Annotated in this window: 22 protein-coding genes; 16 read left to right on the forward strand and 6 right to left on the reverse strand. The window is 69.8% G+C overall.

Annotated elements, in window-relative coordinates:
• Position 1 precedes the first annotated feature (1 nt).
• The 11 genes from DEJ47_RS24185 to DEJ47_RS24235 all read left to right on the forward strand — a co-directional run bounded on the left by DEJ47_RS24185 (position 2) and on the right by DEJ47_RS24235 (position 9,722).
• Positions 2-1,624: a CpaE family protein gene (locus DEJ47_RS24185; protein WP_150171562.1), complete on the forward strand. Its 1,623-nt coding sequence runs from the start codon at positions 2-4 to the stop codon at positions 1,622-1,624.
• Between the two features lie 83 nt (positions 1,625-1,707).
• The gene (locus DEJ47_RS24190; RefSeq protein WP_150171564.1) at positions 1,708-2,037 is read left to right on the forward strand and encodes a TadE/TadG family type IV pilus assembly protein; all 330 of its coding nucleotides are present in this window, start codon (positions 1,708-1,710) and stop codon (positions 2,035-2,037) included.
• Between the two features lie 41 nt (positions 2,038-2,078).
• Positions 2,079-3,416, forward strand: coding sequence for a CpaF family protein (locus DEJ47_RS24195; protein WP_150171566.1), 1,338 nt, complete (start codon positions 2,079-2,081; stop codon positions 3,414-3,416).
• Positions 3,413-4,360 (forward strand): type II secretion system F family protein, encoded by a 948-nt coding sequence (locus DEJ47_RS24200; RefSeq protein ID WP_150171568.1) that lies wholly within the window; start codon positions 3,413-3,415, stop codon positions 4,358-4,360. The genes DEJ47_RS24195 and DEJ47_RS24200 overlap by 4 nt, the downstream gene beginning before the upstream one ends.
• Before the next feature lie 36 nt (positions 4,361-4,396).
• On the forward strand, positions 4,397-5,287 hold the full coding sequence (locus DEJ47_RS24205; protein WP_223828477.1) for a DUF5936 domain-containing protein: 891 nt from the start codon (positions 4,397-4,399) through the stop codon (positions 5,285-5,287).
• A gap of 287 nt (positions 5,288-5,574) precedes the next feature.
• Positions 5,575-5,793: a hypothetical protein gene (locus DEJ47_RS24210; RefSeq protein ID WP_190329637.1), complete on the forward strand. Its 219-nt coding sequence runs from the start codon at positions 5,575-5,577 to the stop codon at positions 5,791-5,793.
• A 53-nt stretch (positions 5,794-5,846) separates the two neighbouring features.
• Entirely contained in the window at positions 5,847-6,401 is a 555-nt protein-coding gene (locus DEJ47_RS24215) for a pilus assembly protein TadG-related protein (RefSeq protein WP_241194251.1), read from the forward strand.
• A 32-nt stretch (positions 6,402-6,433) separates the two neighbouring features.
• Positions 6,434-7,039: a hypothetical protein gene (locus DEJ47_RS24220; protein ID WP_150171570.1), complete on the forward strand. Its 606-nt coding sequence runs from the start codon at positions 6,434-6,436 to the stop codon at positions 7,037-7,039.
• A 4-nt stretch (positions 7,040-7,043) separates the two neighbouring features.
• Positions 7,044-7,685 (forward strand): OmpA family protein, encoded by a 642-nt coding sequence (locus DEJ47_RS24225; protein WP_150171572.1) that lies wholly within the window; start codon positions 7,044-7,046, stop codon positions 7,683-7,685.
• A gap of 50 nt (positions 7,686-7,735) precedes the next feature.
• Entirely contained in the window at positions 7,736-8,566 is an 831-nt protein-coding gene (locus tag DEJ47_RS24230) for a class I SAM-dependent methyltransferase (RefSeq protein WP_150171574.1), read from the forward strand.
• Between the two features lie 601 nt (positions 8,567-9,167).
• Positions 9,168-9,722: a hypothetical protein gene (locus DEJ47_RS24235; protein ID WP_150171576.1), complete on the forward strand. Its 555-nt coding sequence runs from the start codon at positions 9,168-9,170 to the stop codon at positions 9,720-9,722.
• A gap of 124 nt (positions 9,723-9,846) precedes the next feature.
• Here the strand turns inward: DEJ47_RS24235 and mgrA are convergent, their stop codons facing one another.
• Positions 9,847-10,884, reverse strand: coding sequence for an L-glyceraldehyde 3-phosphate reductase (mgrA, locus tag DEJ47_RS24240; RefSeq protein ID WP_150171578.1), 1,038 nt, complete (start codon positions 10,882-10,884; stop codon positions 9,847-9,849).
• A gap of 128 nt (positions 10,885-11,012) precedes the next feature.
• Between mgrA and DEJ47_RS24245 the strand changes: the two genes are divergently transcribed.
• From DEJ47_RS24245 to DEJ47_RS24260, 4 genes are all read left to right on the forward strand, one after another.
• Positions 11,013-11,774: an isoprenyl transferase gene (locus DEJ47_RS24245; RefSeq protein WP_150171580.1), complete on the forward strand. Its 762-nt coding sequence runs from the start codon at positions 11,013-11,015 to the stop codon at positions 11,772-11,774.
• Positions 11,775-12,106: 332 nt separating this feature from the next.
• Positions 12,107-13,429 (forward strand): PhoH family protein, encoded by a 1,323-nt coding sequence (locus DEJ47_RS24250; protein WP_150171581.1) that lies wholly within the window; start codon positions 12,107-12,109, stop codon positions 13,427-13,429.
• 391 nt (positions 13,430-13,820) lie between these two features.
• Positions 13,821-14,558: a transglycosylase SLT domain-containing protein gene (locus tag DEJ47_RS24255; RefSeq protein WP_190415526.1), complete on the forward strand. Its 738-nt coding sequence runs from the start codon at positions 13,821-13,823 to the stop codon at positions 14,556-14,558.
• A 137-nt stretch (positions 14,559-14,695) separates the two neighbouring features.
• Positions 14,696-16,069 (forward strand): AI-2E family transporter, encoded by a 1,374-nt coding sequence (locus DEJ47_RS24260; RefSeq protein ID WP_150171585.1) that lies wholly within the window; start codon positions 14,696-14,698, stop codon positions 16,067-16,069.
• Positions 16,070-16,170: 101 nt separating this feature from the next.
• On the opposite strand, the gene DEJ47_RS24265 is transcribed toward DEJ47_RS24260, so the two are convergent.
• Complete coding sequence (locus DEJ47_RS24265; RefSeq protein ID WP_150171587.1) at positions 16,171-16,701, reverse strand: alkyl hydroperoxide reductase; 531 nt, start codon at positions 16,699-16,701, stop codon at positions 16,171-16,173.
• A 15-nt stretch (positions 16,702-16,716) separates the two neighbouring features.
• Positions 16,717-17,271 (reverse strand): peroxiredoxin, encoded by a 555-nt coding sequence (locus DEJ47_RS24270; protein WP_150171589.1) that lies wholly within the window; start codon positions 17,269-17,271, stop codon positions 16,717-16,719.
• A 131-nt stretch (positions 17,272-17,402) separates the two neighbouring features.
• On the opposite strand from DEJ47_RS24270, the gene DEJ47_RS24275 reads away from it, so the two are divergent.
• Positions 17,403-18,356 (forward strand): LysR substrate-binding domain-containing protein, encoded by a 954-nt coding sequence (locus DEJ47_RS24275; RefSeq protein ID WP_223828478.1) that lies wholly within the window; start codon positions 17,403-17,405, stop codon positions 18,354-18,356.
• Positions 18,357-18,455: 99 nt separating this feature from the next.
• On the opposite strand, the gene DEJ47_RS24280 is transcribed toward DEJ47_RS24275, so the two are convergent.
• Genes DEJ47_RS24280 through DEJ47_RS24290 form a run of 3 tightly spaced genes read right to left on the reverse strand, consistent with a single transcriptional unit; the run spans position 18,456 to position 22,008 of the window.
• Complete coding sequence (locus DEJ47_RS24280; protein WP_223828479.1) at positions 18,456-20,801, reverse strand: FtsX-like permease family protein; 2,346 nt, start codon at positions 20,799-20,801, stop codon at positions 18,456-18,458.
• Positions 20,798-21,484, reverse strand: a complete 687-nt coding sequence (locus tag DEJ47_RS24285; RefSeq protein ID WP_150171591.1) for an ABC transporter ATP-binding protein — start codon at positions 21,482-21,484, stop codon at positions 20,798-20,800. The genes DEJ47_RS24280 and DEJ47_RS24285 overlap by 4 nt, the downstream gene beginning before the upstream one ends.
• Positions 21,481-22,008: a PadR family transcriptional regulator gene (locus DEJ47_RS24290; RefSeq protein ID WP_150171593.1), complete on the reverse strand. Its 528-nt coding sequence runs from the start codon at positions 22,006-22,008 to the stop codon at positions 21,481-21,483. Before DEJ47_RS24290 ends, DEJ47_RS24285 begins: the two co-directional genes overlap by 4 nt.
• Positions 22,009-22,185 lie beyond the last annotated feature (177 nt).

Here is a 22,185-nt window from a genome sequence, read left to right on the forward strand (position 1 = left end):
CATGACCACTCGGATCCTCCCCGCGGTCGGTGACATCGACGCGGCCCGTGCGCTGTCCACCCTTGCCGGGCAGCTTCCCGATACCGAGCCCGCCCTGCCCGTCGGTGACTCCACGGAGCTCCTCGACACCCTCGCGCGGCTCGCCGCAGAGTCCGTCGACGAGCTGCCCGAAGTCGTCCTCGTCCACGAGCGCATCGGGCCCGTCCCCGCCCTCGACCTCATCCGCGACCTCGTCCTGCGCTTCCCCGCGGTCGGTGTCGTCCTCATCACCGCCGACACCAGCCCCGGGCTCCTCACCGCCGCCATGGACTCCGGCGCCCGCGGCATCGTCGGCCTCCCGCTCGCCTACGAAGCCCTCGCCGAACGCGTCCAGGCCGCCGCCTCCTGGTCCACCGGGATGCGCAGGCACCTGGGCAACGGCAACGGCGGGGGGCTGGAGCTGTACGCGGGCGGCGGGGGCGGGGCGGGCGCGGGCACCGTCGTCACCGTCAGCGGAGCGAAGGGCGGCGTCGGCACCACCCTCGCCGCCGTCCACCTCGCCCTTGCCTCCCGCGCGTCCGGCCACAGCGTAGCCCTCGTCGACCTCGACCTCCAGTCCGGCGACGTCGCCTCCTACCTCGACGTGCAGTTCCGCCGCTCCATCGCCGACCTCGCCGCCATCTCCGACATCACGCCCCGCGTCCTCCAGGACGCCGTCTACACCCACGAGACCGGCATCGGCCTGCTCCTCGCCCCCGCCGACGGCGAACGCGGCGAAGAGGTCACCGACCGCGTCGCCCGCCAGACCATCGGTGCCCTCCGCGCCCGCTACGACGTCGTCATCGTCGACTGCGGCACCTACGTCACCGGCGCCGGAGCCACCGCCGTCGAACTCGCCGACCGCGCCCTGCTGCTCGTCACCCCCGACGTCGTCGCCGTCCGCGCCGCCAAACGGATGGTCCGCCTCTGGGACCGGCTGCAGATCCGCAAGGCGGAGGAGACCGTCACCGTCGTCAACCGGCACGGCAAGACCGCGGAGATCCAGCCCGTCCTCGTCGAACGCGTCACGGGAACCAAGACCGCACGGACCACCGTGCCCGCCAACTTCAAGGAACTGCAGGCAGCCGTCGACGCGGGCCGCATGCAGGACCTCGAAAGCCGCTCCTCCGTCAAACAGGCCCTCTGGGGCCTCGCGGGCGAACTCGGCCTCGTCGACCCGGACGCGGCGGGCACCGGCGGCAAACGCGGCCTCGCCCTGCGCAGGAAGGCGACGACCGGCGACCGCGGCGCCGTCACCCTCGAATTCGCCGGGATGTTCCCGCTGCTGCTCGCCGTCATGGCGATCCTCTGGCAGTGCGCGCTGTACGGCTACACGTACTCCCTCGCCGGAAACGCGGCGGACGAGGCGGCACGCGCGGCCACGGCGGCGTACGCGGCGGGCGAGGGCGCGGACGGGGCCTGCTCCGACGCCGCCCGGCAGCACCTCCCCGACGCCTGGCAGGACGCGTCGGTGTCCTGCACGGACGAGGGCACGGTGTGGAAGGCCCACGTCTCGGTGGACGTACCCGTGTTCTTCCCGGGCTTCGACGCGGGATGGCACGTGGACGGGGAAGCGGGGGCGGCGAAGGAGGGGGAGGACGGGTGAGGAGGTCATGGACACGGCCCCGGGCCCGCGCCGGGCACTGTCACCGTCACCCGCGCCGCCGCTGGGGCGACCACGGCGTCTCCATGCTGGAGTTCGCCGGCTTCCTGCCGATCCTGCTGCTCATCGGCCTCGCCGCGATCCAGCTCGGCCTCATAGGCTACGCCGCCAACCAGGCGGGCTCCGGCGCCAGGGCCGCCGCCCGCGCCGCCTCGCAGGGCGACTCCGGCGAAGCCGCGGGCGCCGCCGCCATGGACGACGGCCTGACCGCGTCCGTCGGCGTCAGCAAGGGCGGCGCCACGACGACCGCCACGGTCGAGGTCCAGGTGCCCACCCTGCTCCCCTTCATCGACACGGACTGGAGCGTCACCAAGGAGGCGACGATGCCGAACGACGACGCACCGGACACGGACTGACCCGGTACGGCCCGTATCCACGAGGGAGGTTGAAGGACGACATGAGTCTGCGCGACCGCGTGGCCCCCACCCACCAGACCGAGCCGAGCCGCGACGACGGCCTCGTCGCCGTCTACCGCTCCAAGCTCCTGGAGGAGATCGACCTCGCCGAGATGTCGTCGCTCACGGCCGCGGACCGCCGCGTCCGCCTGGAGCGCGTCCTCGGCCACATCATCAGCCGCGAAGGCCCCGTCCTCTCCACCTCCGAACGCTCCCAGCTGATCCGCCGCGTCGTCGACGAGGCCCTCGGACTCGGCGTGCTCGAACCGCTCCTCGCCGACACCTCCATCACCGAGATCATGGTCAACGGCCCCGACTCGATCTTCGTGGAGCGCGCGGGCCGCGTCGAACAGCTCCCCCTCCGCTTCGCCTCGAACGACCAGCTCATGCAGACGATCGAACGCATCGTGTCGACCGTCAACCGCCGCGTCGACGAGTCGAACCCCATGGTCGACGCCCGCCTGCCCACCGGCGAACGCGTCAACGTGATCATCCCGCCGCTCGCCCTGACCGGCGCCACCCTCACGATCCGCCGCTTCCCGCGCGCCTACACCCTCCCCGAACTCATCGGCCTCGGCTCCCTCGACGAGCACATGCTGATGCTGCTCTCCGCGTTCGTGCGCGCCCGCTTCAACCTCATCGTCAGCGGCGGCACCGGCACCGGCAAGACGACCCTGCTCAACGCGCTCTCCGGCCTCATCCCGGCCCGCGAACGCATCATCACCATCGAGGACTCGGCGGAACTCCAGCTCCAGCAGGAACACGTGATCCGCCTGGAGTCCCGCCCCCCGAACGTGGAGGGCAAGGGCCAGATCACCATCCGCGACCTCGTCCGCAACAGCCTCCGCATGCGGCCCGACCGCATCATCGTCGGCGAGGTCCGCGGCGGCGAGACCCTCGACATGCTCCAGGCCATGTCGACGGGCCACGACGGCTCACTCGCCACCGTCCACGCGAACACCGCGGAGGACGCCCTGATGCGCCTCCAGACCCTCGGCTCCATGTCGGAGGTCCAGATCCCCTTCGAGGCGCTGAAGGACCAGATCAACTCGGCCGTCGACGTCGTCGTCCAGCTCGCCCGGCACGGCGACGGCTCCCGCAAGGTCGCCGAGATCGTGCTGCTCGTCTCCCACGGCCGCCAGCACTTCCGCATCGTCCCGGTCTCCCGCTTCGTGCCCCGCCCGCTCGGCGCGGACCGCGTCGTGCACGGCCACTTCGAGCACCTGCCGCTGCCGCGCGAGGTCGCCGACAAGCTGTACGTGGCGAACGAACCGGTGCCACCGGCCTTCGGGGTGGCGGAGGCCATCGACGTACTGGACACGAGGGAAGCCATCGGATGAACGACCCCGCCCTCATCGCCCTGGGCGCCACCCTCCTGACGGGCACGCTCGCGGTCGCCGGCGTCCACACGTACGCGTCGGGCCGCGCCCAGCGCCAAGCCCTGGTGGACCGCCTCGCGCTCGGCCCCGGCACGGGCGACGGAGGCCCGCCCGCCCGCACCCGCCGCTTCGCCGCCGTCGACCGCCGCCTGCGCCGCACCCGCCTCGGCCGCGCGATCCACCTGCGCCTGTCCTCGACGGGCCTCGACCTCACGGCGGGGGAGTTCTTCACGTACGTCGTCGCGGTCGTCGCCGCCCTCTGGCTGATCGCGGCCGCGACCCTGGCCCCGTTCTTCGGCCCGATCGCCGGCGTCGTGGCGATATGGGGGGCCGTGGCGTTCCTCAACTGGCAGCGCCAGAAACGCATCGAGGCGTTCATCAACCAGCTCCCCGACGTGGCGCGCATCCTGGCGAACGCGACGGCGGCGGGCCTGGCGCTGCGCACGTCCTTGGCGATGGCGGCGGAGGAACTGGAAGCCCCCGCGGGCGAGGAGCTCTCCCATGTGGCCGACCAGTTGACGATGGGCCGCTCCATCGACGACACACTGGGCGAACTCGCCGCCCGCCTCCCCTCCCGCGAACTGGTCGTCCTGGTCACAACCCTCGTCCTGTCCAACAAGGCGGGCGGCACGGTGGTCAACTCCCTGCGGAACCTCACGCAGACCCTGGAGGACCGCAAGGAGACACGGCGCGAGGTCCGCACGATGCTCTCGGAGGTCAACGCGACGGCGTTCACGGTCCCGCTCCTGGGCCTGGGCTCCCTGCTCCTCATCAACTCGTCGAACGAGGGCGCGCTGGCGCGGGTCACAGGCTCACCGCTCGGCCAGACGCTGATCCTGATCTCCCTGGGCCTGTACGGCGTCGGCTTCTTCGTGATCCGCCGCCTGGGAAAGATCGAAGTGTAGGTGTCCGGTGGGAAGTCGAGGAAGGAGGAAGTCCCCGTGCTGAGCCTGCTCCTAGCGGCTGTGATGGGCCTCGCCGTGGCGGGCGTCTGCCTGGGCATCCGCATGTACCGCGCGGACGCGAAGCTGCCGACCGACCTGGCCGTGGCCCTGGAGGTCGGCGCGACCCGGGTGTCGGTGGCCGGCTCGGCGGTGGACCGCCTCGGCATGCGCTTCGCGCCCCTCGTCCTGCGGCTGATGGGCCCGAAACGGGTCGACGCCAAGCGCCGCCGGATAGACATGGCGGGCAACCCCGGCGGCCTGACGATCGACCGTTACGCCGCTCGGCGCGCGGTCTACGGCGTCTTCGGCCTCGTCCTCGGCCTGGTCTTTCTCACCAACGGCTCCCCGCTCTTCGGCCTGCTGACCCTCGCCTTCGGCGCGGTGGCGGCGGACGCGCTGATCTGGCAGGCGATCCGCGAACGCCGCGAGGTCATCGACCGCACGCTCCCCGACTTCCTGGACGTCCTGGCCGTCGTGGTCTCGGCGGGCCTGGGCTTCCGCCAGGCGCTGGACCGCGTCGCTGAACGGTACGAGGGTCCGTGGGCGGACGAACTCCGCATCACGCTGCGCCAGATGGACATGGGCGTGAGCCGCCGCCAGGCCTTCGACGACCTGCGCCGCCGCAACGCGTCCGAGCAGGTCGCCCAGTTCGTCTCGGCGCTCCAACAGGGGGAGGAGCTGGGCTCGCCGATCGCTGACACGCTGATCCAGATCGCCACGGACATGCGGCGCACGGACGCGCAGAACTCCCGCCGCCGGGCGGCGAAGACGATCCCCAAGGCGACGATGGTGACGCTCGTCTTCATGCTCCCCGCCACGATGATCCTGATCGCGGCGGGCATGTTCCTGGGCTCGGGCTCCGACTTCGGCTCCATTCTGGACCGTTGAGCGGAGGCGTATGGCGGGGGCCGCTGAGATGAACGCAATGAACGACTTCGCGAAAGCTCTTCGCGGATGCAACTCGATGTGGGACAGTCAGGACTGAGTTCACGGTTCGCGTGAGGGGACTTCGTGCATGGTGATCTCGACGAGGGGGAAGAGAACCCGCCAACTTGCGGGCCCGGCACGCCGGTTACCGCATACGTCGCGCAGAGTTGCTGCCGACGCACGCCGTGTGGCGTACGTTGCCTCTGACCACAAAGGGCGCGGTATCGGGTGGGAAAGAAGGGTCCGTCGTGCTGAAGGAACGCGTGCTCAAAGTCTGGGTCGACTGGTCGGTCTCCGTGGCGTCGCGGGTTCGGGGGGAAGGGCGGGATTCGGGGGCGGGGTTTGTGGAGTATGCGGGGCTGATGATTCTTATTGCGGGGATCTTCGTCCTGATCGACGGTCTGGGGCTCGACGGCCAGATCTCAGGAGCCATCCAGGATGCCGTCTCCGACGTGGTCGGCGGCTGACGCGGTGCCTTTCTCGCGCTGACAGTGGGCAGACGCTCCCCATCTACATCTGGCTGACGGGCATTCTGCTCTTCGCCGCCCTGGCCTTCTTTGCCTTCGCCCAGGCGGCGTCGGCGCGCAACGGTGCCCAGTCCGCAGCCGACGCCGCAGCGTTGGCTGCCGCGCAGGAGTCCAGGGATGAACTGGCGGAAGAGCTCGGTCTGTCCATCGGCGAGGGCGATGGCTGGCTCGACTGGCTCACGGGTGTCCCGCCCACCGATGCCGGGGCCGCCCGAGCGGCGGCCGACGTACTCGCCGCCGACAACGACGCACAGGTCAAAGACCTCACATCGACCGTGGTGAACGGGTCCCCCGGTTACAAGGTGTCGATCCGGACCAACTACACGGTGGGCGACTCCGTCATTCCCGGTACGGAGACACAGCACGCCAAGGCTGACGCCACTGCCGTCATCAAACCGCGTTGTGACATGGACCCCTCGAGCGATCCTGAGAAGGTCGTGGAATTCGATTGCGACGGCGGCGAATCCTTCGAGATCGACCCCGAAGACTTCGAGCCGGAAGATCTCCCGGACGCCTCCGTTCTCTTCTCTGTCCACCTGGCCGACTGACAAGCGATCGACGAGAGAAGGAAGCCGTAGCGATGAACATTCGGCGTACCGCGACGACCCGCAGGGCAATGACCGCTGTCGCGATCACGACTGGGCTGGTCTTCACGGTGGCCGGTTGCGGCGGCGGAGACGGTGACGGCGACGAAGCCGAGAAAAGCGCGACCTCGACATCGTCTTCTGGGCAGGGCAAAGGGGGCGGCGGTAAGGATGGGAGCGAACAGACGCCCGAGACGGACGAAGTCCTGGCTGAGGTCAAGGGTGAGGAAAACATCACCCTGACGGTCACCTCGGCCGTCCGGGATGCGGGCGGTTTTGTCACGGTCTCCGGCAAGGTGACGAACAACGGTGGAAGGTTCTGGGCAGCTGCCAACTGGCGTGGCGAGGAACGTGAGCTGAACAAGAATGGTTCCTCCGTGGCAGGTGCGAACCTGATCGACAACGTGGGCAAGAAGAAGTACCTGGTGCTGCGGGACACCGAGGGGCGATGCCTGTGCACGAAGTTCACCGGCGGCGTCAAACCCAGTCAGACAGCCGACTGGTTCGCCCAGTTCCCCGCCCCCCCAGAAGGAACGGACAAGGTCACCTTCCAGGTGGGGTCGATGCCGCCCGCCCCCATCGAGATCTCCCAGGGCGAGTGACCGCATGACCCGCCACCTCCGCCACCTCGCGGGCGCCGCCACCCTCACGACCCTGATCCTCATCGCCCCGTCGGCCCACGCCGACGAAGACCCCCCCGCCCCACCCGGCAGCACCACCACCTCCCCACCCCCGAAGGTGGACGCCAACAGTCCGGGGCTGAAGCTCGCCGACGGCGCCACGCTCGCGCCGGCCAAGGTGCTGGACATCAAGTCCGTCGTCGAGGACCTCGGCGGCGAGGAGCGCCGCGAGGACACCAACACCGACGTGAAGTTCGCGCTGCAGGCGGAAGTCCTGTTCCCCAAGGACAGCTCGAAGCTGAACCCCGAGGCGAACGCCCGCATCCAGGCGATCGCGGAGGAGGCCGAGGCCCAGAAGGCCACGGACGTCCGCGTCTTCGGCTTCACGGACAACCTCGGCTCCTACAGCCACGGCAAGAAACTCTCCCGCGAACGCGCCGAAGCGGTCCACGACAGGCTCGCGAGCCACCTCGGCCCGGACGTCACGTACTCCGTTCGCGGCTACAGCGAGGACTACCCCATCGCGGACAACGGTTCAGAGGAGGGCCGCAAGAAGAACCGCCGCGTCGAGGTGTCCTTCCCCCGAGGCACGACGGACGACGCCCCCGGCACGGAAACCACCGGCTGAGCCCCACGCCCGCCCTCGCCCCACCCCGCCCCCAATGCCAGGATTGCCCCATGAACAGCAATCCCGCAGACCAGGGCCGGGGCAAGAGCGGCGAGGGCCAGGTTCAGGGTCCGCGCCAAGCGCCCCGTACCTTCGACGACCTCGTGGCCGAGGCCGAGGCCGCGCCCACCGAAGGGTGGGACTTCTCCTGGTTCGAGGGGCGGGCCACCGAGGAACGGCCCTCGTGGCGATACGCGGAGGCGATGGCCCGACGGCTCGCCCGCGCCTCCGCGAGCCTGGACATCCAGACCGGTGGCGGCGAAGTGCTGGCCTCCGCCGCCACGCTTCCGCCGCTCGCCGTCGCCACGGAAGGCTGGCCCGCGAACGTCGCGAAGGCCACCGCCCTGCTGCACCCGCGCGGGGTCGTGGTCGTCGCGGCACCGGAGGACGCACCGCTGCCGTTCGCCGACGGCGCGTTCGACCTCGTCACCAGCCGTCACCCGGTGAAGCCCCGCTTCGACGAGATCACCCGTGTCCTGCGGCCCGGTGGTACGTACTTCGCGCAGCACGTCGGACCCGCCAGCGTCTTCGAAGTCGTGGAGTATTTTCTCGGTCCGCAGGCGGAGGACGTCAGGAACGCCCGCCACCCGGACCAGGAGCGCGCCGAGGCCGAAGCCGCGGGGCTCGAAGTCGTCGAGCTGCGCGCGGAGCGGCTGCGCATGGAGTTCCGCGACATCGGCGCGGTCGTCCACTTCCTGCGCAAGGTGGTGTGGATGGTCCCGGGCTTCACCGTGGAGGCGTACCGGCCGCGGCTGCGTGAACTCCACGACCGCATCCGGGCGGAAGGCCCCTTCGTGGCCCACAGCACGCGGCACCTCTTCGAGCTCCGCAAGCCGGAATAGGGGCGCCTAAAGCCGCTCGGACCCTGCAAGCGGGCGTAACGATCCAAATATCGCTACATCACCATGTACCCACCGAACTAGAAGCCTTGATTCCGCATCGTTATCAATACTGGCTCGTTCCGTCCCCGGGTGTCGCGTAAGTTCAGACCAAGGCTAATTCGCGTGAGCAAACCGCGCGTGCGGTGCCGCGCAGTGGAGGGGACCGCGCGGCACCGCGAGCCGTCACTCACCACCCCGCCCGCCACTGCTCCCGGCGCCGTCCGCGACGATCCGCGCGCCCCGGCGCAAATAGCGGCCCGGCACTCCGGCGCGTCAAGCACGCGACATCCGAGGGGTCCCTCTTCGGGGTTACCGCCACGCCCGGCCGAAATTCGCCCCCGAACCCGTAATTCCGCCGGTAGAACGGGATCGCGCAGTCGTCGGCCGGTCTCGGAGAGTAGTTGTGGGGCGCCAATGCACCCAGCAGCACTTACGAAGGGTTATGGTGGAAACCCCCCCTCGGGCCGGTCCGTCTCCCCCCCACGGACCGGCCCGATTTTTTGTGCCACCGGGGAGCGGCCGGAAATCCGCGGAAGATCGACATCCCGTTATCGTCAGGGACATGTCGAACCCATTCCCCCCACCCCCTGGCCCGCCCCACCAGCCCGGCCCTCCGCAGCAGGCCCCGGCCCAGCCCGGCCTCCCCACCTACCAGGGCCCCGCCCAGGACCCCGCCCACGCATACGCACAGGGGTACGGGCAAGGCTACGGACAGGGGTACGGGTACGGGTACGGCTACGGGGCAGGGCCGATGGGTCCTCCGAAGATGCCCGGCGTCGTCCGCGCCGCGCAGATCGTCATATGGGTGCTCGCCGGGCTCACCGTCCTCGGCAGCATCATCCTGATAGCCGCCGTCAACCCGGAGACGGGCGGCGCCGCGCTCGGCGTGAACGTCTGCCTTCTCGTCGCGGCCGGCATGGCCTTCCGGTTCGGCAGCGCGGGTCACGGCATACGGGTGACGTGCATCGTCCTGATGAGCGTGCAGATCCTCTTCGGGCTCGGCGGCACGGCCGGGGGCAACCCGGGCGGTCTGCTGCCGATGCTCGGCGCGATCGCCACGGTCATCCTGCTCTCGCAGAGCGCCGCCGGCGCCTGGTTCAAGCGCCCGCGCGCCTGACGGACCGACACGCCCGGCTCGGCCGGTACGCCCGGCGCGCCCGGCACGCCCGGGACAGACGTGAGGGAGCCCCGGGCGGAGCACGTGTCTCCGCCCGGGGCTCCCTCACGTCCGCCCCGCCGGATCAGCCCCGCCCGGCCCAGATGTTCGTGCCCGGCGTCGACACCGCGAACGTGTCGATCGCCGTCAGCTCCTCGTCCGTCAGCTTCGGGCCCGCGAGCGCCGCCACGTTCTCCTCCAGCTGCCGGACGCTGGACGCGCCGATCAGCGCCGACGTCATCCGCTCGTCGCGCAGCACCCAGTTGAGGGCGAGCTGGGCCAGGGACTGGCCGCGGCCGGCCGCGATGTCGTTCAGGCCGTTGAGGCGGCGTACGACCTCGTCGCTCAGGAGATCCGGGTCCAGGGACTTGCCCTGCGTCGCGCGCGAGCCCTCCGGAATGCCGTTCAGGTACTTGTTCGTGAGCAGGCCCTGCGCGAGCGGGACGAAGGAGATGCAGCCCATGCCCGCCGCCTCCAGCGTGTCGAGCAGCCCGTCGTCCTCCGTCCAGCGGTTGATCATCGAGTACGACGGCTGGTGGATGAGCGCCGGCACGCCCATCTCCCGCAGCAGCCGCGCCGCTTCCGCGGTCTGCTCGCTGTTGTACGACGACACGCCGACGTAGAGCGCCTTGCCCTGCTGCACCGCGGAGGCGAGCGCACCCATCGTCTCCTCGAGCGGGGTGTCCGGGTCGAAGCGGTGGGAGTAGAAGATGTCTACGTAGTCGAGACCCATCCGGTCGAGTGACGCGTCCAGCGACGACAGCAGGTACTTGCGGCTGCCCCACTCGCCGTACGGGCCCGGGTGCATCAGGTAGCCCGCCTTGGTCGAGATGACCAGCTCGTCGCGGTAGGGGGCGAAGTCCTGGGCGAAGAGCTTGCCGAAGTTGAGTTCCGCGGAACCGGGCGGCGGACCGTAGTTGTTCGCCAGGTCGAAGTGCGTGACGCCCAGGTCGAAGGCGCGGCGCAGGATCGCGCGCTGCGTGTCGAGGGCCTTGTCGTCGCCGAAGTTGTGCCAGAGACCGAGCGAGACGGCGGGCAGCTTCAGGCCGCTGCGGCCCGTACGGCGGTACTCCATCGAGTCGTACCGGTCCTGTGCCGCGCGATACATAGACGTGTCGTTCATGGGTACGAAGCTACTTCAGCGTCCTAGTACCCGACTGTGGAGGGACGCTTGAGCGGCGGTAGGGTGTCGCCCTCGGGGTTGCTCTGGGCGCGCCCCTGGAGATCGCCATCTGCTGGAGGCTGACACACGTGAACCTGCGCGACCTGGTGTACGGACTTTACGCACGCCGGGTGGAAGGCCGCCTCGACCACGACCAGGTGCCGAAGCACATCGGGGTCATCCTCGACGGCAACCGTCGCTGGGCGAAGGCTGCGGGCGGGACCACCGCACAGGGCCACCAGGCGGGCGCACACAAGATCGAGGAGTTCCTCGGCTGGTGCGCGGAGACGGACGTCGAGGTCGTCACGCTGTGGATGCTCTCGACCGACAACTTCGACCGTCCCGACGACGAGCTGAAGCCGCTCCTCGGCATCATCGAGGCCACCGTCCGCTCGCTCGTCGCCGACGGCCGCTGGCGCGTGCACCACGTCGGCGCGCTCGACCTGCTGCCCGCCCACACCCAGATGGTCATGAAGGAAGCCGAGGAGGCGACCCGCACCAACACCGGGATACTGGTCAACGTCGCCGTCGGCTACGGCGGGCGCCAGGAGATCGCCGACGCGGTCCGCTCGTTGCTCCTGGAGCAGGCGGACAAGGGCCGTACCCTGGAGGAGGCCGCGGAGAGCGTCGACATCGACCAGATCTCCAAGCACCTCTACACCAGCGGCCAGCCGGACCCCGACCTGGTGATCCGTACGAGTGGTGAGCAGCGGCTCTCCGGATTCATGCTCTGGCAGTCCGCGCACTCCGAGTACTACTTCTGCGAAGTCTTCTGGCCGGCCTTCCGCAAGGTCGATTTCCTGCGTGCGCTGCGTGATTACGCGGCCCGCCACCGCCGTTACGGGGGATGACTCCGCGGCGCCCCTGAGGTCGGGGCCACCCAGAGTTAACCAACGCGTCGTCATATGCCCTGGCATGGCTGCGCATGTTCGAGGGAATACCCCTTCCAGGTCGACGTCCGAGCAGTGTCCGACAGGGACGTCGTATCTCAGCGGACGGCATGGGCCGTCCGCCCGGGAGGTCCTTTGCACCAGGACGACCGTGTGAGCAGCGCGGGCGACGTGGAGGGCCGGTACTCGGCCCGCGCATCGCGGCCCGTGACCGGTCCGGTTCACAGCCGCCGGATCGCCCCCGGTATCCCTCCCGTCGCTCCCCGACCTCATCCGAGGGGGTACGTCCTTCCGTGGTGAACAGCACAAAGCGCCGCATGCCCGACAGGCGCACCTACGTTCTCGACACCAGCGTCCTGCTGGCCGACCCGAACGCCCTGACCCGCTTCGACGAGCACGAAGTCGTGCTGCCGATCGTCGTGGTGACGGAGCTGGAGGCCAAGCGGCACCACCCGGAGCTCGGTTACTTCGCCCGGCAGGCGCTGCGCCTGCTGGACGACTTCCGTATCCGGCACGGCCGCCTGGACGCCCCGATCCCCATCGGGGACCTGGGCGGCTCGCTGCGCGTCGAGCTCAACCACTCCGATCCCGGCGTGCTCCCGGCCGGCTACCGGTTGGGGGACAACGACTCACGGATTCTCGCCGTAGCACGCAATCTCCAGGCGGAGGGGTACGACGTCACGGTCGTCTCCAAGGACCTGCCGCTCAGGATCAAGGCGTCGTCGGTGGGGCTCCTCGCCGAGGAGTACCGCGCCGAGCTCGCCATCACGGACTCCGGCTGGACCGGCATGTCCGAACTGACGCTCTCCGGTGAACAGGTGGATCTCCTCTTCGAGGAGGACACCCTCTATGTCCCCGAGGCGGCGGAGCTGCCCGTGCACACGGGCCTCACCATCCAGTCCGAGCGGGGCAAGGCCCTCGGCCGGGTCACGGCGGAGGGCAACGTCCGGCTCGTGCGCGGCGACCGCGAGGCATTCGGGCTGAAGGGGAGGAGCGCGGAGCAGCGGGTCGCGCTCGATCTGCTCCTCGACCCGGACGTCGGCATCGTCTCGATGGGCGGGCGCGCGGGCACCGGCAAGTCGGCGCTCGCCCTCTGCGCGGGCCTGGAGGCCGTCCTGGAGCGCAGGCAGCACCAGAAGGTGATGGTCTTCCGGCCGCTGTACGCGGTGGGTGGGCAGGAGCTCGGCTATCTGCCCGGCACCGAGGCCGAGAAGATGGGGCCCTGGGCGCAGGCGGTCTTCGACACGCTGGGCTCGGTGGCGGGCAAGGAGGTCATCGAGGAGGTCACCGCGCGCGGGATGCTCGAAGTGCTCCCGCTCACCCACATCCGCGGACGCTCGCTGCACGACGCGTTCGTGATCGTGGACGAGGCGCAATCCCTGGAACGGAACGTCCTGTTGACCGTTCTGTCCCGAATCGGGGCGAACTCCCGTGTCGTACTGACCCATGACGTGGCGCAGCGCGACAACCTCCGCGTGGGGCGGTACGACGGCGTGGTCGCCGTCGTCGAGAAGCTGAAGGGGCATCCGCTCTTCGCGCACGTGACGCTCACCCGCTCGGAGCGGTCGCAGATCGCGGCCCTGGTGACCGAAATGCTGGAGGACGGTCACATCTGAGGCAGTACATGGCAGTTGCACCACTCAGGACGCCGTCCGGCAAAGCGAAGGAGCCTAGCCGGGCGGCGTCTTGCTGCACCCCTGTTTCCGGAAAACTCCTGGGGCAAACGGGGTGTGAGCTTTCCCACGCAACGGAGAATTGCCTTGCGGTGTCCGGCTGGGGCAGAGTCTGGGTCCTGTCAGGCCCCGCATGCGACACACGTGTACCCCCAGCGGTACGACAACTCGAGCACCACAGAACTTCATAGTGACTGTCGCATGCCGCCCGAAGCATCACGCGACGCTCCCGTCACGGGAGTTGTCCACCGGGTCCGTGCCTCCCGTGACCGATGGACCAGCGGAGGCCAGTGCCAGGGGCACGATTGCGTCCGCGAGGTCACCTATGCGGGCGATGCTGGAAGGAAACCGTGTGAGCCGGATTTCGGTCCGGGGATTCGCCGTGGCTTCTGCCACCGCGGTCACCACCGTCGGCGCTGTCGTGGGTGTCGCCTCGGGCGACACCCAGCCCTCGAACACGAACGACATCGAGGCAGCGGCAAGCGACGCGACGCTCCTCGCAGACATACCCGCGGGTCAGCAGGCCCAGGTCCAGACCGCGTCCCTGACGCAGCAGGCCGACGCGCAGGCCATGGCCGCCGACACCGCAGCGAAGAAGACCGCAGCGGAGGAGGCCCGCAAGCAGGCCGCCGCATCGGCGATCGAGAAGCAGAAGGCCGCGGAGAAGGAAGAGGCGGCCAAGAAGGCCGCGCTCAAGAAGGAGCGTGAGGAGAAGGCCGAGACCAAGGCCAGCCGCTCCTCCGCCCGCGACGCCTCCAGCTTCAAGCCCCAGGGCTCCTACACGGTCGCTCAGGTCCAGGCGATGGCACGGCAGATGGTCCCCGGGGACCAGTTCCAGTGCTTCAGCAACATCGTCAACCACGAGTCCACGTGGAACTACAAGGCGGTCAACGCCTCTTCGGGTGCCTACGGCCTCGTCCAGGCGCTGCCCGGTTCCAAGATGGCCTCGGCGGGCGCCGACTGGCAGACCAACCCGGCCACGCAGATCAAGTGGGGCCTGAACTACATGAACGACCGCTACGGAAGCCCGTGCGGAGCATGGAGCTTCTGGCAGGCGAACAACTGGTACTAGGCCCCTCGTGCGGCCGTACCGCGCTCAACCTCGCGAGGCCCCTCACCGTCCTACGGTGAGGGGCCTCGCCCGTGTACGGTCGGTCCGGACAGCTCCAGGGGGGAGTGGTGGGGAAAGACGGGGGTAGAGGACGGATCATGTCGCGAGTGCCAGGGTGGCTCGGCCGGCTCGGCGCCGGACTGAGCGGGATGGGCGAGCGGTTGAACGAGCAGCGCCGCGACAGGGACGCCGACTCGGACACCGACGAGCCGAGAGACGCCTCCACGGAGGACTACGACCAGGTGCCCGCGCCACCGGCGTACGCGCCGGCCATAGCGGCCAGACCCGACCCCGTGGACGCCGTGCCCTGGGGCATGCGCGTCGCCGCGGAGGCCGGCTGGCGGCTCCTGATCCTCGCGGGCACCCTCTGGGTCCTGATGAAGGTCATCAGCGCGGTCCAGCTGGTCGTGCTCGCGTTCGTGGCCGCGCTGCTGATCACCGCACTGCTCCAGCCCACGGTGGCCCGGCTCAGGAGAATGGGTCTGCCGCGCGGTCTCGCGACGGCGGTCACCGCGATCCTCGGCTTCGTCATCATGGGCCTGGTCGGCTGGTTCGTGGTGTGGCAGGTCATGGAGAACGCCGACGAACTGTCGCGGCAGATCCAGGACGGCATCGAGGACCTGCGCAAGTGGCTCCTCAACAGCCCGTTCCACGTGACCGAGGACCAGATCAACGACATCGCCAAGAGCCTGCGGGACGCGGTCGGCGCCAACACGGAGGAGCTCACCTCCGCGGGCCTCGAAGGCGTCACGGTCATCGTCGAGACGCTCACCGGCATCCTGCTCGCGATGTTCTCGACGCTCTTCCTGCTCTACGACGGCAAGCGCATCTGGCAGTGGTTCCTGAAGCTGGTGCCCGCCCAGGCGCGGCCCGGCATCGCGGGCGCGGGCCCGCGGGCGTGGCGCACCCTCACCGCGTACGTGCGCGGCACGGTGATAGTGGCCTTGATCGACGCCATCTTCATCGGCCTCGGCATCTACTTCCTCGGTGTGCCGATGGCGGTGCCGCTCGCCGTCATCATCTTCCTCGCCGCGTTCGTGCCGCTGGTCGGTGCCGTGGTCTCCGGCGCCCTCGCGGTCGTCGTCGCGCTGGTCACGCAGGGCGTGTTCACCGCGGTGATGGCGCTCGTGGTGGTCCTCGCCGTGCAGCAGATCGAGGGCCACATCCTGCAGCCGTTCATCCTCGGCCGCGCGGTGCGGGTGCACCCGCTGGCGGTGATCCTCTCGGTCGCCGCGGGCGGCATGATCGCCGGGGTCGGCGGCGCGGTCGTGGCGGTGCCGCTGGTGGCCGTCACGAACACGGTCGTCGGCTATCTGCGGGCGTACTCCCGCGAGGCCGCGCTCAAGCAGGCGCCGCAGCCGCGGGGTGCGACGGCGATGGACGCTTCGCCGGTGGGCGCGGCGGGGGCGGACGAGGCGCGGGAGGGCGCGGCGCCGACGGACGAGCCGCCGCAGTCCGCACGTACGGACTGACGACTCCCCGAACGACTCCCCGAATCGAATGCGACGGCGTCGGAAACGCGAAGTGGGCCGGAACCCGAGGGTTCCGGCCCACTGTCGTGTCGTACGGCGCGTTACGCGAGGACGTCCTCGGAGTCCAGCGTGACGCCGACCGCCTGGATGACCGCGGCGATCTTGAAGGCTTCCTGGATCGTCTCGCGGTCGACCCCGGCCTTGCGCAGGACCTGCTCGTGCGAGTCCAGGCACTGGCCGCAGCCGTTGATCGCGGAGACCGCGAGGGACCACAGCTCGAAGTCGACCTTCTCGACCCCGGGGTTGCCGATGACGTTCATCCGCAGACCGGCGCGCATCGTCCCGTACTCCGGGTCGGAGAGCAGGTGACGCGTGCGGTAGAAGACGTTGTTCATCGCCATGACGGCGGCGGCCGACTTGGCGGCCGTGTACGCCTCGGGGGAGAGGTTCGCCTTCGCCTCGGGCTCAAGCTCGCGCAGCACCTTCGGGGAGCGGGACGCGATGGCGCAGGCCAGCACGGTGCCCCACAGCTGCTGCTGCGGCAGGTCCGAGTTGCCGATGACCGAGCCGAGGTTCAGCTTCAGGTCCTTGGCGTAGTCCGGTACGGCGGACTTCAGTTCGTCGAGTGCCATGTCAGAAGACTCCGTTCACTCGCCGGAGAGCAGCGCGACCGGGTCGAGGGTCTCGTCGCCCTTGCTCCAGTTGCACGGGCACAGCTCGTCGGTCTGCAGGGCGTCGAGGACCCGGAGGACCTCCTTGGGGTTACGGCCCACGGAACCGGCGGTCACCATCGTGAACTGGATCTCGTTGTTCTGGTCCACGATGAAGACGGCGCGCTGCGCGAAGCCGTCCTCGCCCTCGATGCCGAGGTCACGCATGAGCTCGTGCTTCGAGTCGGCCAGCATCGGGAAGGGCAGGTCCGTCAGGTCCGGGTGGTCCTTGCGCCAGGCGTGGTGCACGAACTCGGAGTCGCCGGAGAAGCCGAGGATCTGGGCGTCACGGTCGGCGAACTCGTCGTTCAGCTTGCCGAACGCGGCGATCTCGGTCGGGCACACGAAGGTGAAGTCCTTGGGCCACGCGAAGACGATCTTCCACTTGCCTTCGTAGGTCTTGTGGTTGATCTGCTCGAACTCCTTGCCCTGCTCCAGCGAGACGCAGGCGGTCAGGTCGAACTCGGGGAACTTGTCACCGACAGTGAGCACACGTACTCCTTGCGCGAGAGAGTCCCTTTTGAGGACTTTCCTGTGGGGTTGGACTGATGTCGATGGTGGCACAGGGTGCATTGATTAGGGAAATAGCTAGAGTGGGTCGTGTTGATCGGAGGTAGCTATCAGTGCGAGCCATAAATAGGGGCAAGCAGCCCAGTGGCAAACAACCCAGCCTGGCGCAGCTGCGCGCGTTCGCCGCCGTGGCCGAGCATCTGCACTTCCGCGATGCCGCGTCGGCGATCGGGATGAGCCAGCCCGCGCTCTCGGGGGCCGTGGCCGCGCTGGAGGAGGCACTGGGTGTCCAGCTCCTGGAGCGGACCACGCGCAAGGTGCTCCTCTCGCCCGCGGGGGAGCGGCTCGCGGTGCGGGTCGGGGCGGTCCTCGACGAGGTCGAGGCGCTCATGGAGGAGGCCGACGCGGTGAAGGCGCCGTTCACGGGCGCCCTGCGGCTCGGCGTCATCCCGACGGTCGCGCCGTATCTCCTGCCGACCGTGATCGGCCTGGTCCACGAGAGGTATCCGGACCTCGACCTCCAGGTCCACGAGGAGCAGACCTCCTCGCTTCTCGAAGGGCTCACCGCGGGCCGGCTCGACCTGCTGCTCCTCGCCGTGCCCCTCGGCATGCAGGGCGTCACCGAACTCCCGCTCTTCGACGAGGATTTCGTGCTCGTGACCCCCCTCGACCACTGGCTCGGGGGCCGGGAGGGGATTCCGCGCGAGGCGCTGAAGGAGCTGAACCTGCTGCTCCTGGACGAGGGCCACTGTCTGCGGGACCAGGCGCTCGACATCTGCCGGGAGGCGGGCCGCGCGGACGCGCCCGTCACGACGACGGCCGCGGGGCTCTCGACGCTTGTTCAGTTGGTCGCGGGTGGGCTGGGGGTGACGTTGTTGCCTCGGACGGCGGTGCGCGTGGAGACCACGCGCAGCAACCAGCTCCTGACGGGGTACTTCGCGGATCCCGCTCCTACTCGGCGGATCGCGCTCGCCATGCGTACGGGGGCTGCGCGGGCTGCCGAGTATGAGGAGTTGGCCTCCGCCCTCAAGGAGGCGGTGCGGCCCCTGCCGGTGCGGGTCGTCTGATTCCGCGGGCCGGTGGGGGCTGACCGCGCCCACGTGGCGGATGTGACAGCCCCGCGCCCCTGGAAGGGCCCCTGCGGGCCCCCAGGGGCGCTCGGGGAGTCACTCCGTCCGCAGGCCGTCCGGGCGCATCATTCTGCGTAGTGGTGGGAGGCTCAGCAGCGTCACCGCCGCCACCATCGCCGCTCCCGCGCCCGTCAAGGGGATGAAGGACCACCAGTCCGTGACGCTCTTGCCGATCATGCGGGTCATGACCACGCCGAGGCCCAGGCCGCCGGCGATGGCGAGGGCCAGGCCGAGGGCGACGGGGATCGCCGTCTGCCACAGGAGCGACCACGCCATCGACGAGCGCCGCGTGCCGAACGCGGTGAGCGCCGCCAGCAGCCGCTTGCGTTCGCGGAGCTGCTCCATCAGCGACACCAGCATCGACGCGGCGATCAGCGCCATCGTGACACTCGCGCCGATCTGCAGGCCGCGCGCGATCGACGCGTACTGCTTGTCGCGGTCCACCGCCTTCAGCGAGTCCACGCCGAGGAAGGGGCTGATGCGGGCCGCCGCGTTGCGTACGTGCTCGTCGGCGTCCGGCGTGTTCGGGTCGAGCTTGACCCAGGAGCTCGTACTCGCGTCGTCCAGCATCTTGATGTCGACCGCGCCGGGGGTGGCGAAGATGCCGTCGAACTTCGTGCCGGACGGGTTGCGCCGGGCCTGAACCGTGGGCGTGTCCTTCGGCAGCGTCCACAGGACCGGCTTCGCACCCTTGTTGAAGTCGGGGTCCGGTCCGACGTTGACCGGCTTGCCGGGGCGTGCCGTCGTGTCGACCCAGTCGTTCTGCTCCCGGCTGCCCGTGTGCGAGACGAAGGTGTCGCCGTCCTCGCAGGAGCGGAGCTCGGCGAGCTCGCGGAGGGTCGCGCAGGTGCCGATGGTCAGTTCCGTGGTCGGCGTCATGCCGTCGGCGTTCTTGCCGCCGGGCCGCGTGACGTACGCCTGGACGGTCCCGATGACCTTCGTGACGCCCTCCGTCCCGGCGAAGTCGTCGATCATGCGCTGGGCGAGCGGGCCGTCGCCGGTCATGCTGTGCACCGTCAGCTGGGCGCGCGTCGGATCCTGCCCGGTGATCTGGTTGAACTCGTCGTGCATGGACGCGAACATCATCTGCAGGGCCACCGCGCCCGCCACCGCGACGGTGATGCCGCTGACCGCGCGGGACGCCGTGCCCGACGTCAACTGGAGCCTGCGGACGGCGAGCTGCCACGGCACGGGACCGCCGCGCAGCCGTCCCACGGCGGCCTCGACGAGCCAGGGGAGCAGCGCGCTGAGCCCGATCAGGGCGAGCGCCGAACCCACCGCGATCGCGGTCACGTTGACGGCGTCGTTGCCCATGTCGGCGTCGATGCGGCCGGAGAGCAGCAGGATGGCGATACCGGCGGCCGGCACGACGAGCCGCCACCACAGCCTGCGCTTGCGCTGCTTGCCGCCCCTGACCACGCCGAGCGGCTCGATGGCGACCGAGCGCAGCGAGATCAGCGTCACCAGGACCGCCGACACCGGCACCGCCACCACGACCAGCGCCACCAGGCCGGGCGCGGGCACCATGTCGGACGGGTACGCGCTGACGTTCGTCAGGTCGACCACGCCCACCAGTTCGCGCAGGAGCAGGAAGAGCACGGCGCCGGCGACGAGCCCGAGCAGCGCCCCGAACAGCGCCTCCCCCGCGGCGATCCTGCGCACCGAGCGGGCGCTCGCGCCGACGAGCCGCAGGGCGGCGAGCCGCCGGTCGCGCCGGTCGCCGCCGAACCGGACCGCGGTGCCGATGAAGATCGCCACGGGGGTGAGCAGGACGACGCAGATCAGCACGACGAGCGCCATCAGGAACGGGTCGAGGGGCAGGGAGTCGTCCTGGCCGAAGCCCGAGACGCGGTGGGCGCCGTGCGCGGAGGTCAGTGGGTCGGCACCCACGTAGTAGTAGAGCTCAAGGGGGGACATGAGCCCCGCCTCGCCGATGGTGCCGGTCTGGCGGTACTTGCCGAAGCGCTCCTTGAGCAGCGTGTTCGACGGGTCGTCGAGCAGGTCGCGCAGGGCGGGCGAGACGACCATCTCGCCGGGAGCGGGGATCTTGTCGAGCCCCGGCGGCAGCACCGGGTGGTCGCCGTCCGCCTTCAGGAACCTGCCGGTCAGCGTGCGCCCGTGGAACTCGGTGCCGGTGTCGCGCACCAAGATCGTCGTGTCGTCGGCCTTCGGCGGCTTGCCGTCCATCGCGGTGGCCGGCGTGCGGGCGACCGACCGGTCGTCGCGGTTCTGCAGCATGTTCGGCACGGAGGCCGCGCCGAGCAGCAGGGCGACGCCGAGGCCGACGCCGACGGCCGTCAGGATCGTACGGATCCAGCCCTCGCGACCACCGCCCGCGGCGAACCGTATGCCCATGGCGAGGTCGCGTGTCCAGGCACTCATACGATCCGCTCCATGTCGCGGGAGCGGCCGTCGCGCACGATGATCTCGCGGTCGGAGTAGGCGGCGACGCGGGTCTCGTGGGTGACGAGGACGACGGCCGCGTTGGTGGAGCGGGCCGCGTCGGTCAGGAGCTCCATGACGCGTTCGCCGTTGAGCGAGTCGAGGGCGCCGGTCGGCTCGTCGGCGAAGATCACGCGCGGGCTCGTGGCGAGGGCGCGGGCGACGGCGACACGCTGGCCCTGGCCGCCGGAGACCTCGCCGGGCCGCTTGGCGGCGACGTCGTCGACCTCCAGGCGCTCCATCCAGGTACGGGCGGTGGCCTCGGCCTCCTTGCGCTTCGCGCCGTTCAGGCGCAGCGGGAGCGCGACGTTCTCGACGCAGGTGAGCTCGGGGACGAGCTGGCCGAACTGGAAGACGAACCCGAACTCGCTGCGGCGCAGGGCGCTCAGCTCGGCGTCCGAGAGGCCGGTCAGGGAGCGGCCGTTGTACGTGATGGAGCCCTCGTCGGGACGGACGATGCCGGCGAGGCAGTGCAGCAGGGTCGACTTTCCGGAGCCGGAAGGACCCATGACGGCGACGACCTCACCGGGGTGGATGGAGAAGGCGGCGCCGTCGAGCGCGGTGGTGGGGCCGTACGACTTGCGGAGTCCTTGGGCCACGAGAAGGGAACCTGCGGGGGTCATGCGGAGCGCACCTCCTGGGCGAGCTTGCCGAGGCGCGCGGCGGTGAGCTCCAGCCAGCGCAGGTCGGCTTCGAGGTGGAACAGCGCGTGGTCGCAGATCAGCTGGTCGGCGAGGTCGCCCTTGCGCTTGCGGTCGGTGAGGATGCGCATCAGGCGCAGGTGTTCGGCGCGCTGGACGTCGAGGAGTTCGGCGGCGTCGCGTTCGGTGAGGAGCGCGAGGACGACCTTGGTGTAGAGGGTGGACTGGAGGTAGGGCTCCGGCTTCTCCGGGGTGGCGAGCCACCGCTGGACATCCGTGATGCCGGCCTCGGTGATCGCGTACCGCTTGCGCTCCGGACCGCCGCCCGCCTCTATGCCGTCGACCTCGACGAGGCCGTTCTTCAGGAGGCGGGACATGGTCGAGTAGACCTGGCCGTAGTGCAGGGGTTTGTCGTGCCCGAACTTCTCGTCGAAGGCGCGCTTGAGGTCGTATCCGTGCCGGGGGCCGGACTCCAGGAGTCCCAGAAGGGTGTGGCCAATGGACATGCGGAGCACTCTACACGGTGTGTATACGTGCGGTGTATACGCCCGGTGCATACACCAGTCGTGGAGCACACTTGTGCGAGGCCGGGCAACCATCCGGGCCCCATGGACGTCGGTTCCTGAGGGGCAGGTGCTCATTGTCACGTCCGCAAAAGACCGGATCGGCAGACGTTTGTCCCA

This window comes from Streptomyces venezuelae (assembly GCF_008642355.1).
Taxonomy (GTDB): domain Bacteria; phylum Actinomycetota; class Actinomycetes; order Streptomycetales; family Streptomycetaceae; genus Streptomyces; species Streptomyces venezuelae_B.